The organism is Flavobacterium odoriferum, assembly GCF_025499515.1.
GTDB lineage: Bacteria > Bacteroidota > Bacteroidia > Flavobacteriales > Flavobacteriaceae > Flavobacterium > Flavobacterium odoriferum.
The window spans coordinates 193754-209374 of the sequence record NZ_JAMKFA010000012.1; the positions used below are offsets into that span (position 1 = coordinate 193754).

The window sequence follows — 15621 nt, forward strand, 5'->3', positions numbered from 1 at the left end:
TTTTACACTCATTATAAAGAAACAGACTATTATGCGTAAAATATTATTCTTATTGTTATTTGTTAGTTCTTTCAGTTCATTTAGCCAATATGATGACAAATGGAAAGAAGTTTATAATTATGAATTAGATGGAAAAATTAAATCTGCAGAAGAAAAAGTGCAGGAAATATACAAAAAAGCTAAGCGCAAGAAAGACGAAGTGCAAATTGTAAAATGTTTTTTTTATTTATCAAAATTTGAACAAGTTTTTGATGAAAAAGCACAAACTACAATCATCACAAATCTTCAAGATGAAATTAGAACCGTTAAACCCGTTTCAAAAGCATTGCTGAATTATATCTATGCAACTATTTTAGAAAAATACTATCAAAAATTTTCATATCAAATTAGCAAATTAACTCCTCTAAAAAATCAAAAAAGTAAAGATTTTCTAATTTGGTCATCTTCAGATTTTGAAAAAGAAATTGAAAAAACATATTTTTTATGTTTAGAAGATGAAGAAATATTACGAGCTACTTTTTTAAATTCTTATAGAGACATCTTTGAAATTAGTCATGCAGTTGATGCTAAAAATTTTAGTATGTATGATTTTATTTCTCAAAAATGTATTGCTTATTATAAAACAAAATTAAACAATAAGTATTGGAATAAAACACTAGTTTACCCAACAAATATTACTCCTTTTTATGAAGAATCAGATGTTTTTTTACTTCAAAATGCAGATGCAATTAATGAAAAAGAACTAAAAAATTTAGTAAGAATTTTACAAAAAAACGAAAAGTACTATGCTACAAACCAAGACAAAATTGACGAAAAACATTATGAACGTTTAAAAATATTCAATGGTGTTTTTGCTGATTATAATCTTTTTTATGGTAAAATAAACGAATTAGAAAAAGAGACAAACAACTTGTTTTTAAAACAATATTTAAGACTTGATCGCGTAAAACACTATCAAAGTCGTTCGTTTAAAAATGATGATAAAAATTTAAACGAAAAAGCACTGAAGTTAATTGACACGATTCTTGAAACTAAAGTAAACTTAGATGCTTTGGCTACAGCAGAAAATATAAAAATTGAAATCCATAAAAAATCGATTTATTTAGAATTGCCAAAAATCACTTATCCAAATCAAAACAACAGAGTATATATAAGATATAAAAATGTTGACACAATCTCTATTTCATATTATCCATTACCTCATAAATTAAATCATCTTTTTGAAGAAAATTATTATAGAAATAACATGTTTTATAAAGATTCTATCGTAAATGATTTGATAAATAAAAACAAAGCCTTAAAAAAACAAATCGTTAAACTACCTAATAGAAATGATTATTATGAAACTTCAACCGAGTTTTTATTAGACAAATTAGAAGTTGGAAATTATTTGGTATATGTTGAAGCATCAAATCATAGTAATTTAGAAAAAAATGCATTTGCTTACCAAAAATTACAAGTAACTGATCTATTTGTTTTTGAAGACGATGAAGAAAACAAGGATGTTTTTTATACCTACAACAGAAAAACAGGCAAACCCATTGAAAATATAAAATTCAAAAATGAAGTTGAAAGTACTTTAAGCAACTCCATTGGAAAAGCGTCTTTAAATCCAACAAAACATGAAAAAGATGTATCGTATAACTATAATGTAGAGATAACGCATCAAAAAGACACTATTTTAAAAAGCTACAATCGAAATTTTATATATAGTAATGATACAAAAAATGAAAATTTTGAAGCAAAAGCTATGGTTTATTTTGATCGAGCTATTTATCGTCCTGGACAAAAAATGTATTACAAAGGCATCATTATTCAAAATATAAACGATGAAAAAAGTGTTGTTCCTTTTGTAAGTGTTCGTGTAACAATAGAAGATGAAAATAATTCGGTTTTAAAAGAATTTGATGTACAAACCAACGAGTTTGGAAGCTTCTCGGGCGAATTTGACATTCCAAAAAATGTATTAACAGGAGAATTTGGTATTGAAATTGATGAACCAGAAAATTATAAAATAGATGAAAAATATTATGACAAAGATGAAGAGGAACATAGATTTTGGGACAATGTAGATTTTAATTCTTATGAAAGTTTTCGTTTTAAAGTTGAAGAATATAAACGACCAACATTTGAAGTGAGCTTTGATGAAATAAAAGAAAATTACACAATTGGCGATACATTAAAAATTAAAGGAAATGCAAAAGCGTTGGCAGGAAATAATCTTACTAATGCAAAAGTATCTTATTCGATTACAAAACATATTTCATCAAATAAACATGTACCCTATCAAAAAAATTATATCAATAAAGAAATTACAACCGATGAAAATGGGAATTTTTTAATAGAATTTACCGCAACAGATTCTATTTTATCAATCGAAGAAATAAATGCTTTAAATTTCAATATTGAAGCAGTGGTTACTGATACAAATGGAGAAACTCGTTCAGCTTTTCAAGAAGTTATTGTTGGAAAAAAAATGCTGCAATTAAATTTAAAATTTAAAAATTACTTAGTTGTTGAAGAAAATAACGTTTTAAAAATTAATGCTACAACGTTAAATAATTATCCAATTGATACTAAAGGAACTATAAAAATCTATGAAATTCAGCAAAAAAAGTTTTTAAAAAATATAGCATTTAATTTTCCTGAAATTAGAGCGTTTACTCGTGAAGAATTTGAGCGCTTATTTCCGCACGAAGCCTACGATGAATCAGATTATAAAACTAATGATGTATTAGTTAAAACAATTTTATTCGACACAAAAAACAGCAAAGAAATTAACTTAGACTTTTTAAGAAATTATAAAACTTCAAAATTTAAAATAATAACAGAAGCTTATGATGCAAAAAATAATTTAATTACTATTGAGAATGAACTTAATGTAATATCAAAAAAAGAACCTTTTTCAGATGAAAAACTTTTTACAATAAAAGATATTTCAGAACAAAATTCAAATTTTTATACCATTGAAGTTCAATCTATTATCCCAGATTTACATATTACTTCGCGATTTTATATTGATGAAAAATTAGCAAATAACGTTCAAACCATCCAACTTAATAATGGAAAAGCAATTTTCAAATTCCCTAAAACAAACGATTATAAAGACAAACTCACTTTTTACTTTGTATCGGTTTGGGAAAATTTAATGCATCAAGAATTTCATAGAATAAAACAAGAAACAGCTGAAAACAAACTAAATATTGAAATTGAAAGTTATCGAAATAAAATTGAACCAGGAAGTGTTGAAAATTGGTCTTTCAAAATATTAAATCAAAAACTGGAAGCAGAAGTTTTAGCCAGTATGTATGACCAATCATTAGATCAATTTGTAACAGAGGGTTGGAAAAATATTCTCTTTAACGATAAAAATTATTATACAATAACACCAACTACTGAAAATGAATATCCATACACATCTGTAAAATTAAATAACTTTATCGATGTAAAAAAACGTTATTTTAATACCAGAACAAATACCGATCTAAATTGGTTTGGGTTTGACTTTACAAATCCTAAAAATGAGTATGTAATTAATAATTATTACAATAACATTAAAACAAAAACACGCATTCCAAAAGACGCAAAATTTATAATTGGAATTGTAGTTGATGATCTTGGACCAGTCGCTGGAGCAAATGTTAATGTACATGGAACAGATAGAGGAACGGTTACCAATTTTGATGGAGAATTTGAAATTGAAGCCGCTAAAGGTGAAACACTGTTAGTTTCTTACGCGGGAAGCAGTGAAATGGTTTTAGTTGATAATAGAAAAGATTATACAATTACTCTAAAAGCAGTTATGCTTGATGAGTCAATTGTTATTGGTGCAATGGGAATAAGAAGAAAAGTAGATGCAGTAACTTCTTCTAATCAAATTGTTAATAGTGCAGAGCTAACACAATCTGGAAATCAAAACGTATTGCAGTCATTAGCAGGAAAAGTTTCTGGTTTACAAATTGAAACTAACAATAATGGTATTAACGCTTCTACAAAAATTGTTTTAAGAGGAAATAGATCAGTTTCTGGAAAAAACGAAGCATTAGTAGTTATTGATGGCGTAATTTCTAACGCTAATACACTTCAAAGTATGCAAGCTGAACTTATTCAAGATATTCAAATTTTAAAAGGAGCTCAAGGTGCTGCACTTTATGGTGAACAAGGTGTAAACGGAGTAATTATAGTTACGACCAAAAACGCCTTAAAAGAACTAACTCAAGTAAAAACCAGAACCAATTTTAATGAAACTGCTTTCTTTTATCCGAATTTAAAAACAGATAACAATGGAAAAGTTTCTTTTAATTTTACAACACCAGAATCATTAACACAATGGAAATTGCGATTATATGCACATAACAAAAAAGCAGAAACGGGTTACTTTGAATCGAGTGTTATTTCGCAAAAGGATGTAATGATACAAACCAATATGCCACGATTTGTAAGAGAAAACGACACCATAAACATCTCGGCAAAAGTGGTAAACATGACTAACGAAACTAAATCTGGAATTGCTATGCTACTGCTTTATGATGCTTCAACAATGAAACCAGTTGATAATATTACATTAAACACAAACAACGCCAGAAATTTCAGTTGTAAACCAAAAGAAAGTGTTCCGGTAAATTGGAAAATTACCATTCCTGAAGGATTACAAGGATTGCAATATAAAATTGTAGCAAAATCTGGTAATTTTAGTGATGGCGAAGAAAATATTCTGCCTGTTTTGAGCAATAAAATTCTAATAACAGAAAGTATTCCAATTTGGGTAAAAGGAAATTCTAAAAAAGAATATGCATTTGAAAATCTTAAAAATAACGATTCTAAAACCTTGAAAAATCATTTATTCACGTTAGAATACACCTCTAATCCGATTTGGTTTGCGTTGCAATCACTTCCGTATTTGATGGAATATGAACATGAGTGTGCAGAACAAACTTTTTCAAGATATTATGCCAATTTTATTGCCACCGAAATAATCAACATTAATCCAAAAGTTGCTTCGTTATTTGAATCTTGGAAAAATAATCCAAAAGCAGTTTCAAAACTTACACAAAATGATGAACTAAAATCAATTGTATTAAATGAAACACCATGGTTACTTGATGCCGAAAACGATGACCTAAAAAACAAGCGTTTGGCATTACTGATGGATTTGAATACCATGAAAGAATCGCAAGAAAAAACACTAAAAAAATTAGAAGAAAAACAAAAATCTTCTGGTGGATTTGCTTGGTTTGATGGCGGAAACGAAAATAATTACATCACGCAACACATCGTTGCTGGTTTAGGACATTTAGAAAAAATGTTCCCTCAAGATAGTTCAAAATTTAAGGGAATTATTTCAAAGGCAATTCCGTATTTAGATGCCAATTTTATAAAAACTAACTCTTCTAAAAATGAACGTGTAAGTTATTTTTATTACTCTAATCTGCACTTTTTATATGCAAGAAGTTTTCATTTAGATAAAATGCCCATATCTAAAAAAATGGATTCAATTATAAACATTCAAAAAAAGGAATACAAAGCCAATTGGTTAAACTATTCGTTATACAAAAAAGGACTTTTAGCATTAACCATGTATCGATTTGGCGATGTAGCATTTGCTCAAAAAATCATATCAAGTCTAAAAGAAACTGCCGCTCGAAATGATGAATATGGAATGTATTGGATTGAAAACAAAAACGGGTATTATTGGTATCAATCGCCAATTGAAACGCAAGCATTATTAATAGAAGCTTTTGCCGAAATTGAAAAAGATAAAAAATATGTTGATGAAATGAAAGTTTGGTTATTAAAGAACAAACAAGTCAATCGATGGTCAACTACAAAGGCAACTTCTGAAGCAATTTATGCCTTATTATTACAAGGAACTGACTGGACAAGTATAAAAGACAACACCAAATTTAAAATTGGAAATGAAAAAGTATTGACAAAAAAACTTTCTGAAAAAGACAAAGAAGCAACAACAGGTTATATTAAAATAAATTGGTCTGCAGCAGAAATTTCTAAAGAAATGGGAACAATTTCAGTAGAAAACAAAACCGATATTCCTAATTATGGTAGTGTATATTGGCAATATTTTGAGAATTTAGAAAACATAAAATCGGATAGTACTAAAGTTTTGTCAATTACTAAAAATGTTTACAAAAAAATTAAAACTACATCAAGAAATGAATTAGTAGAATTATTAAAAGAAAATCTAAAACCTGGCGATTTAGTAACCATTCAGTTAATCATAAAAACTGAAAACGATTTAGAATTTGTACATTTAAAAGATTTACGCGCATCGTGTTTTGAACCTGTAGATGTAATTTCAGAATATAAATGGAAAAATGGCTTGGGCTACTACCAAAGTACAAAAGACATTGCTACACATTTCTTTTTTGATACAATTAAAACCGGAACTTATGTATTAGAATATGATGTTCGTATTAATAATTCGGGAAGTTTTAATGATGGAATTGCAACATTGCAAAGCATGTATGCTCCAGAATTCACAGCACATTCAACAAGTACAAAATTGAAAATTAACTAATTTATGAAATATCTTATTCTTATATTTTTTTCAATTAATGGTTTTGCACAAGTACTTTTTGAAGGCGTGGTAAAAAGCGCCAACACTAAAGAAAGTTTAGCGGGTGCAGCTATATACATTCCAAATTCAACCTATGGAACATATAGTGATGAAAATGGAAAATTTAGCATACAATTACCATTATCCACAAAAGAAATTGTTATAAGTTTTATAGGATATCATCCAATAAATGCTCAACTCAATATTTCTGATGGAAAGAATATTAATAAAACAATTTATTTAAGAGAAAACAATAGTCAATTAAATGAAGTAGTTGTTATTAAACAAAAACAAGATAAAGAATGGTATAAAAAGTATGAAATATTTAAAAGTCATTTTATAGGCGATAGCGAAATAGCAAAAAATGCAGAAATCTTAAATCCTGAAGATTTAATTTTAATTGAGGAAAAAGATTCAATACGATACAAATTAACAGCTAATGCCTATAAACCTTTACTGATTAAAAATAAAACTACAGGTTATATTATAACTTATGAATTAATACAATTTAACTATATAAATTATGGACACCGCCAACTATACACATTTTATTTAGGTTATGCATTTTTTAAAGACATAACAAGTGAAGAAAAATTAAATTCTGAAAAAGTAGCAAAAAAAAGATTAGAGGCATATTCGGGTTCGTCAATGCATTTTATTAGAGCATTATATCAAAATAAATTATTTGATGAGGGTTTTAGTGTTAGAGAGCTAACTAGAATGAAAAATCCAGAATTTCCAGATGAAAAAACAATAAAAAACATATATCGATTAGCAAAAGAAACCAATGATTATTCTGAAGTACGCAAAATACCAAAACACGAAACAATTAAACTTAGTGAAACTATAATCCCTTCCTCTAAATTTATGATAAATGAGTCAAACAAAAAAATATTGAAATTTGAAAACTATTTGAATGTAACTTATACTAAATCCAAACCTGATAAAAAATATTTACTCTACGGAAATAATACTGAATCCGAATTTCAAATTTCTCAATTAAAAATCGAAAATGAACCCGTAGAAATTTTTGCAGACGGAAATTATTATAGCCCAAATAACTTATTCATTTATGGCTATATGGGTTGGAAAAAAGTTGGTGACATGCTACCGTTTGACTATCAACCATAAAAAAACGTCCCGATAAATCGGGACGTTTCTATTTATATTGATTTGAAAATTACTTCACAATTGTCATTTCGTCAACTATATGTTTAGCTCCTGAGAAATTCTCGATTACCCATAACACGTAACGAATATCAACGTTGATTGTTCTTTGTAATTTTTTGTCAAAGATTACGTCACCTGCCATAGCTTCGATGTTTCCGTCGAATGCTAAACCGATTAATTCTCCTTTTCCATTTAATACTGGCGAACCTGAGTTTCCTCCTGTAATATCGTTATCTGTTAAGAAATTTACGTGTAAAGAACCGTCTTTATCTGCATAACGACCGAAATCTTTAGCTGCGTTCATTTGTAATACTCTTTCTGGTAAATCAAATTCTAAATCACCTTTTTTGTATTTTTTAACTTGACCTGCTAACGTAGTATAGTTGTTAATTGTAGCATCATTACGCTTGTCTGCTGGTAAAGAACGAACTTTTCCATAAGTTAAACGTAAAGTTGAATTTGCATCTGGATATTTGATTTCTCCAATTTTAGATTCTCTTAAACCTTCCACTAATAAACGGAAAGAAGCACCAAAATCATTTTGAGATTTGATTAATTCTTCACTTCTAAAGCTGTAATGAGTCAATAAGTCATTTGTTAACACATAAAGTGGATCGTTTTTAAGTAATTCTTCAGATGGTAAATCTAAGAAAGCTTTTACTCTATCAACAGAAGTAAAAATACTTAAATCGAATGCTGCATTTACATATTTTGTAAAATCTCCATTGTTTTCTTTAGCTAGTTTTTCAACCATTGGAGCTAAAGTATAACCTGCTTTTTTAGCGTATAAGTTTAATTGAGCCGCTAAAATGTCTTTTTCTGCAGGAATATGTAATTCACTGTGCATTCCTTGAGCCATTTCTAAAATAGCTGGAGCCATTTGCGCTCTCTTAGTTGCATCTGCTTTAGCATAATTTTCTAATTGTCTTCCTAAACCTCTGCTCACTGTTCCAAAAGCAGAAGTTCTGAACAATTGCATCATATAGTTATCATGACGCGATTTTTCATTTGTTAAAGCATAATATTTGTTGATTGTAGGAACAACATTACCGTATTTTGCTTTATTCTCAGGTTTATTTGCCCACTTGTGGAATTTAGCTTCTTGAGCTGCTTTTGTTTTTGCCGTACCAAATTTTGATAACGCATCAATCATTCCTTGACGGTTTTTCCAGTAGTTAGCAACTCCTGCAAATTTAGAAGCATAAATAAGGTTTAAAGCATCAGACTGAACCATGTATTTTTTCATGTTGTCCATTCCGGTTTTAGAACCTTCCACCCAAGCTGGATAAGCAAATTTTACGTTTTGCTCAATTCCACCTGCTGGCATCCAACGGTTAGTTCTACCTGGATAACCTAAAATCATTGCGAAGTCATTTTCTTTAACTCCACCAATGTTTACTGGTAAATAATGTTTTGGTTTTAAAGGAACGTTATTTGTAGAGTATTCAGCTGGATTACCGTTTGCATCAGCATACACTCTAAACATAGAGAAATCTGCTGTATGACGTGGCCATTCCCAGTTGTCTGTATCACCACCAAATTTTCCTAAACTTTCTGGAGGAGTTCCTACTAAACGAACGTCTTTATAATCTTGGTAAACGAAATAGTAATATTCATTTCCTTGAAAAAATGGACGAACAGAAACGGTATATTTTCCGCCTTCGTTGTTTTCTTTTTCAATTTTAGCGATTTCAGCATTGATAGCTTTTTCTCTATCTGCTTCGCTCATTGTTGGATTTACAACAGACAAAATTCTTTTTGTACAATCGTCCATACGAACAAAGAAACGTACATATAAACTTGAAGGTTTTAATTCATCTGCTCTGTTTTTTGCCCAATACCCATTTTTTAAATAATTTTTTTCTGCTGATGATAATTCTGCAATAGCATCATATCCACAGTGGTGATTGGTTAAAACTAATCCGTCTTTTGAAATCATTTCAGCAGTACATCCACCGTTAAATTGAACGATAGCATCTTTTAAACTGTGGTTGTTGATACTGTAAATTTCTTCGGCTGTTAATTGCAAGCCCATTTTTTGCATGTCGCGGTGATTTAAACGCTCAATGAACATTAAAAACCACATTCCCTCATCTGCTTTTACCGAAGCTGGCACAAGCATTATAGCAGAAACGACAAATAATAATAATTTTTTCATAATAAATCTGTGTTCTTTTGATTTGTGTGGCGAATATACTTAAAAATACGATTTCGTTAAAATTATCACTTCAAAATCAGATTAGATTGAAGCAATTTTAACTTTTTATTATAAAAACTGGATTAAAAACAAAAAAGCATCTCCAAATTGAAGATGCTTTTTCTTACTTTTTATACTATTTTATTTTTCTTCTACGTTTAACATTTGCCACAATTTGTCTTTCAACTCTTGTAAACCTTGTTGGGCAACCGAAGAAATAAACAAATAAGGAGTTCCTTTAAATTCTTTGTCCAATTGTTTTTTCAATTCTGCTTTTAATTCATCGTCTAACATATCGCATTTTGAAATCACAATCAAACGATCTTTGTCTAACATTTCTGGGTTGTAACGACGTAATTCATCTAACAGAATTTCGTATTCTTTCTTAATATCATCTGCATCAGCTGGAACTAAAAACAACAAAGTTGAATTACGTTCAATATGACGCAAAAAGTAATGTCCTAATCCTTTTCCTTCCGCTGCACCTTCAATAATTCCAGGAATATCAGCCATTACAAACGATTGAAAATCTCTGTAAGCTACAATTCCTAAATTAGGTTTTAAAGTTGTAAACGGATAATCTGCAATTTTTGGCTTAGCCGAAGTTAACACAGAAAGTAACGTTGATTTTCCTGCATTTGGGAAACCTACTAAACCTACATCTGCCAATACTTTTAATTCTAAAGTTACATCTACTTCCTTTACAGGCATTCCTGGTTGTGCATAACGAGGCGTTTGATTTGTTGAACTCCTAAAATGCCAGTTTCCTAAACCACCTTTTCCTCCTTCTGCTAAGATTCTCACCTCATCGTGTTCTGTAATTTCGAACAAAACGTCACCTGTTTCTTGGTCTTTTACAACTGTTCCTAATGGTACTTCAATGTATTTGTCTTCTCCATCATGACCTGTACTTCTTGAACTTCCTCCATCGCCTCCGTGACCAGCACGCATGTGTTTCAAAAATTTCAAGTGAAATAATGTCCAAAGATTTTTGTTTCCTTTTATGTATACGTGTCCACCGCGACCACCATCACCACCATCTGGCCCACCTTTTTCAATAAATTTTTCTCTGTGTAAATGCGACGAACCTTTCCCTCCTTTTCCGGAAGAAACGTATATTTTTACGTAGTCTACAAAATTTCCTTCTGTCATTGTTTCAATTTTCAGTTTTCAGTTTTCAGTCATCAATTATTTAAAACTGAAGCTTTGACTATAAACTATTTTTATTCTTTATATTGTTTGATAAGCACCTTATCTATTTTGGCGCCGTCCATTGTTAAGGCTTCTAAATCTAATTTATTCCAAATTATCTTATCGCCTTGATTTGGAATATTTCCAAGTTCTGTGATAAAAAATCCACTTACTGTAGTTACTTCATAATCATTAATCAATTCGTCTAAATCGAAAAAAGTTAAGAAATCATGCAATGAATATTGTCCATCAACTAACCACGTTCCATCTTCATTTGCTACTAATTTGTACTCATCTTCGTCAAAATCTGAAGCATCGCCTACCAGAGCTTCTAAAATGTCATTTAATGTAATTACACCTTGAAAAATAGCATGTTCATCTACCACAAAGGCATAATGCATCTTTGAAGTTTTAAAGTTTTCTAATGCTTTATAGGCAGAAGTCTGCTCAATTAAATATACAGCATCTCTAGTGATAGATTTTAAATCAAAAGTACCCGATTCAAAGCTTACAAATAAATCTTTAAGCAAGACTAAACCAATTACATTATCTAAATTATCTTCACAAACTGGATAAACAGAGTGTAATTCATCTATAACTTTTGCCTTGATTTCTTCTTTTGTATCTTCAAGTGATAAATAAACAATATCACTTCGATGTGTCATTAACGAATTAACTTTTCGATCTCCAATGTGAAAAACACGTTCTACTATATCTTGCTCAATTTCTTGAACTTCACCTACTTCTGTTCCTTCTTTAATAATAGCTTTAATTTCTTCTTCAGTTACTTTACCATCTGCTGTTGGTTTAATTTGTAACATCTTCAATAAAAAATCTGTTGAAGTTGTAAGTAACCAAATAAACGGCATGGTAACAGTAGAGACAATTTTCATTGGTAAAGCCACCGCTTTTGCAATACTTTCTGGGTAATTTAGGCCAATACGCTTTGGCAATAACTCTCCTAAAACTAAAGAGAAAAAAGTTAATGTTACAACTACAATTCCAACAGCAATTGAATTTGCATAAGGACTTAATGCTTCAAATGTTGCTACAAAATTTTGAACATCGGTAGTGATTTTGTCTCCAGAGTAAATACCTGTAAGAATTCCAATTAACGTAATTCCGATTTGAACTGTAGATAGAAATTCATTTGGAGAATTGGCTAAATCTAAAGCTGCTTTTGCATTTTTATTTCCTTTTTTTGCAGCGGTTTCTAAACGATTTTTTCTGGCAGAAATCAATGCGATTTCAGACATTGAGAAGATACCATTTAACAGAATTAAAAAAAGTATTATTAAAATTTCCATAGTTAAAATTATAAAAAAGGAGCTAGAATTCCAAATCTCGGAAATAGCTCCTTTTCTGTGTGCAAATATCTAAAAAAAAATTGAATGCTCGAAATTTATCTTAGTGTATTGATTTTTAATCTACAATTGATCTAAAACCAAGCTTAATCTTTCAGTAACTTCTTGAATAGATCCAATACCATCAACTGCATAAAACTTGTTTTGCGCTTTGTAATAATCCATTAATGGCGCAGTTTTTTCATTGTATTCTTGGTAACGATTTCTGATTTTTTCTTCGTCTTGATCGTCTGGTCTACCTGAAGTTTTTCCTCTTTCTAACAAACGTTGCACTAAGATTTCATCATTCGCTTCCAAAGCTACTGTAGCTGTAATTTCTTGATTTTTACCTTCTAAAAACTTATCTAAAGCTTCAGCTTGAGCAATTGTTCTTGGAAAACCATCAAATAAAAATCCTGCCGCTTGTGGATTTTTATCTACTTCACTTTGCAACATTTTAATAGTTACTTCATCCGGAACCAAATCGCCTTTATCCATAAAAGTTTTAGCTAATCTTCCTAATTCAGTATCATTTTTAATGTTGAATCTAAAAATATCTCCTGTAGATAAATGAACTAAATTGTATTTGTGCTTTAAAAAATCGGCTTGTGTTCCTTTTCCTGCTCCTGGTTTACCAAATAATACGATATTGATCATTGTTTTGTTATGTTAAGTTGTAATAGTTAGTTATTCTGATAATTGATAAATGTCTTTTAAATTTCTTCCTAAACCATCGTAGTCTAAACCATATCCTACTATAAATTTATTTGGAATTCGAATGCCTACATAATCTAGTTTAATGTCTTTTGTATAGGCTTCTGGTTTTAAGAATAAAGTAGCAATTTTGAAATGTTTCACATTGTGTTGTTTCATAATAGCTTTTAATTCCTCAATCGTATTTCCAGTATCTACAATATCTTCCACGATAATTACAGAACGACCTTCTAAACTTTGGTTCAAACCAATTAGTTCTTTTACTTCGTTTGTGGTTTGTGTTCCTTCGTATGATGTCATTTTTACAAATGAAACTTCGCAATTGTGACTGTATTTTTTCAATAAATCGGCCACGACCATGAAAGCGCCATTCAAAACTCCAATAAAAACAGGGACGTCATCGCAAAAATCGTCTTCAATTTGTTTTGCCATGTTTTCAATGGCGAAGTTAATTTCCTCTCCCGAAATAAAAACTTCAAATTTCTTATCGTGTAGTTGTATCACTTTGGTTAGATTTAGAAATAAACAACAAATTTAAGAAAGTCAAATGAATAGCTACAAAGTATTTCAACTTTTTTGCAAATTTGATATATTTACCGAATGAAAAGTCAAATGTATCAGAAAATCGAAGAAAGCACTTGCCATGTTGCCAGCCGGAAAATGGTTAGTAATTTTGCTATGAAAGATGAAAATCATCTAAAAGAAATGATACAACTTGCTTTTGATACAAAAGATGAATTACATGTAAAAGCATTTTGGAGTTTGGATTTGGTTTGCGAAAAGAAACTGAAACAATTTGTTCCTTATATTGAAGATTTTTGTAGCGTTCTTCCAAAAATAAACGATGATTCTGCATTACGACCAGTGACTAAAATCGCTTTCTTTTTAGTGAAAAGCAATCACAGAAAAAACGGAATTTCTCTCACACAACAACAAGAACACAATTTAATAGAAGCCTTAATTGACCGATTGATTCAAGACGAAAAAGTAGCAGCAAAAGTGTATGCTATGAAAGCCCTTTTTGTCTTGGGAAAGAAATACGATTGGGTTCACGAAGAATTAAAAACCATCATCGAGCAAGATTATTCCAATCATTCCGCAGCTTACCAAGCGGCAACTCGAAATCTTTTGAAAAAACTCAACAAGTAACAAATTGTTAATTATCAATTGTTAATTATCAATTGTCTGAGTATCTTTGCGACACAAACAACAACACTACAAAATGAATTATTTTTCTTCTGATTTTAAATTAGGAATTTTAGGAGGAGGTCAATTAGGAAAAATGCTTTTGACCGAAACTCGAAAATTCGATATCCAAACTTTAGTTTTAGAACCAAGCGAAGAAGCTCCAGCACGATACAGTTGCAACGGATTTTACAAAGGCAGTTTAATGGATTTTGATACGGTTTACCAATTTGGTAAAATGGTCGATTTGTTAACCATCGAAATTGAGAATGTAAATTTAGACGCTTTAGATAAATTGGAAGAAGAAGGATTACCCATTTACCCTTCGCCAAAAACCTTACGTTTGATTCAAAACAAAGGAAAACAAAAAGATTATTACGTTTCAAACGATATTCCAACATCACCACATCAACGATTTGTTGACTTAAACGATTTGAGAAACGCTTTAGCGAAAGACGAATTAGAATTTCCTTTTGTATGGAAATGTGCGCAATTTGGTTACGACGGAAATGGCGTTAAAATTTGTCGTTCTGCATTAGACTTGGTAAAATTACCTGATGTAGAATGCATTGCTGAAGAAATGGTTCCGTTTAAAAACGAATTAGCAGTAATTGTAGCGCGTTCGGTTTCTGGTGAAGTGAAAACCTATCCTGTAGTAGAAATGGAATTTCATCCCGAAGCCAATCAAGTAGAATACGTAATTTGCCCGGCGCGGATTGATGAAAAAGTAGCGCAAAAAGCTACTGAAGTTGCCTTAAAAGTTTCGGAAGCTTTCAATCATGTTGGTTTGTTGGCAGTTGAAATGTTCCAAACAGCAGATGATGAAATTTTGGTAAACGAAGTCGCTCCTCGCCCACATAACTCTGGACATTATTCGATTGAAGCGAGTTATACTTCTCAATTTGAAAACCATTTACGTGCGATTTTAAACTTCCCTTTAGGAAATACCGACAGCAAAGTTGCCGGAATTATGGTAAATTTGGTTGGTGAAGAAGGTTATTCTGGACAAGTAGTTTACGAAAACATAGAAAAAATCATGGCAATCGACGGAGTAACGCCACACATTTACGGAAAAAGAGAAACACGACCTTTCCGAAAAATGGGTCACGTTACGATTGTAAATGAAGATATGACAGAAGCTAGAAGAATTGCGGAAGAAGTAAAAAATAGTATTAGAGTGATTAGTACAACAATTGAATAATTAAAAGATTTAATGATTGAAAGATTTTTGTCAAAACGAATTTTCA

Annotated in this window: 9 protein-coding genes; 4 read left to right on the top strand and 5 right to left on the bottom strand. The window is 30.4% G+C overall.

The features are described 5' to 3' along the window. Positions 1 to 31 precede the first annotated feature (31 nt). Entirely contained in the window at positions 32 to 6535 is a 6504-nt protein-coding gene (locus tag M9Q43_RS10640; protein ID WP_262318885.1) for an alpha-2-macroglobulin family protein, read from the top strand. 3 nt (positions 6536 to 6538) lie between these two features. Then, positions 6539 to 7705, top strand: a complete 1167-nt coding sequence (locus tag M9Q43_RS10645; protein WP_262318886.1) for a carboxypeptidase-like regulatory domain-containing protein — start codon at positions 6539 to 6541, stop codon at positions 7703 to 7705. 49 nt (positions 7706 to 7754) lie between these two features. Here M9Q43_RS10645 and M9Q43_RS10650 read toward each other — a convergent pair whose 3' ends face one another. From M9Q43_RS10650 to hpt, 5 genes are all read right to left on the bottom strand, one after another. Next, positions 7755 to 9902 carry a S46 family peptidase gene (locus tag M9Q43_RS10650; protein ID WP_262318887.1) on the bottom strand — a complete coding sequence of 716 codons (2148 nt, stop codon included), beginning with the start codon at positions 9900 to 9902 and terminating at the stop codon, positions 7755 to 7757. A gap of 180 nt (positions 9903 to 10082) precedes the next feature. Further along, entirely contained in the window at positions 10083 to 11093 is a 1011-nt protein-coding gene (gene obgE, locus M9Q43_RS10655; RefSeq protein ID WP_262318888.1) for a GTPase ObgE, read from the bottom strand. 71 nt (positions 11094 to 11164) lie between these two features. Beyond that, entirely contained in the window at positions 11165 to 12439 is a 1275-nt protein-coding gene (locus M9Q43_RS10660; RefSeq protein ID WP_262318889.1) for a hemolysin family protein, read from the bottom strand. Between the two features lie 120 nt (positions 12440 to 12559). After that, positions 12560 to 13132, bottom strand: coding sequence for an adenylate kinase (locus tag M9Q43_RS10665; RefSeq protein ID WP_262318890.1), 573 nt, complete (start codon positions 13130 to 13132; stop codon positions 12560 to 12562). Between the two features lie 30 nt (positions 13133 to 13162). After that, a complete protein-coding gene (hpt, locus tag M9Q43_RS10670; RefSeq protein ID WP_262318891.1) occupies positions 13163 to 13693 on the bottom strand; it encodes a hypoxanthine phosphoribosyltransferase in 531 nt (176 codons plus the stop codon). 96 nt (positions 13694 to 13789) lie between these two features. Between hpt and M9Q43_RS10675 the strand changes: the two genes are divergently transcribed. Together M9Q43_RS10675 and M9Q43_RS10680 are read left to right on the top strand one after the other, a co-directional pair. Then, positions 13790 to 14338: a hypothetical protein gene (locus M9Q43_RS10675; RefSeq protein WP_262318892.1), complete on the top strand. Its 549-nt coding sequence runs from the start codon at positions 13790 to 13792 to the stop codon at positions 14336 to 14338. 73 nt (positions 14339 to 14411) lie between these two features. After that, a complete protein-coding gene (locus M9Q43_RS10680; RefSeq protein ID WP_262318893.1) occupies positions 14412 to 15575 on the top strand; it encodes a 5-(carboxyamino)imidazole ribonucleotide synthase in 1164 nt (387 codons plus the stop codon). Positions 15576 to 15621: the final 46 nt, after the last annotated feature.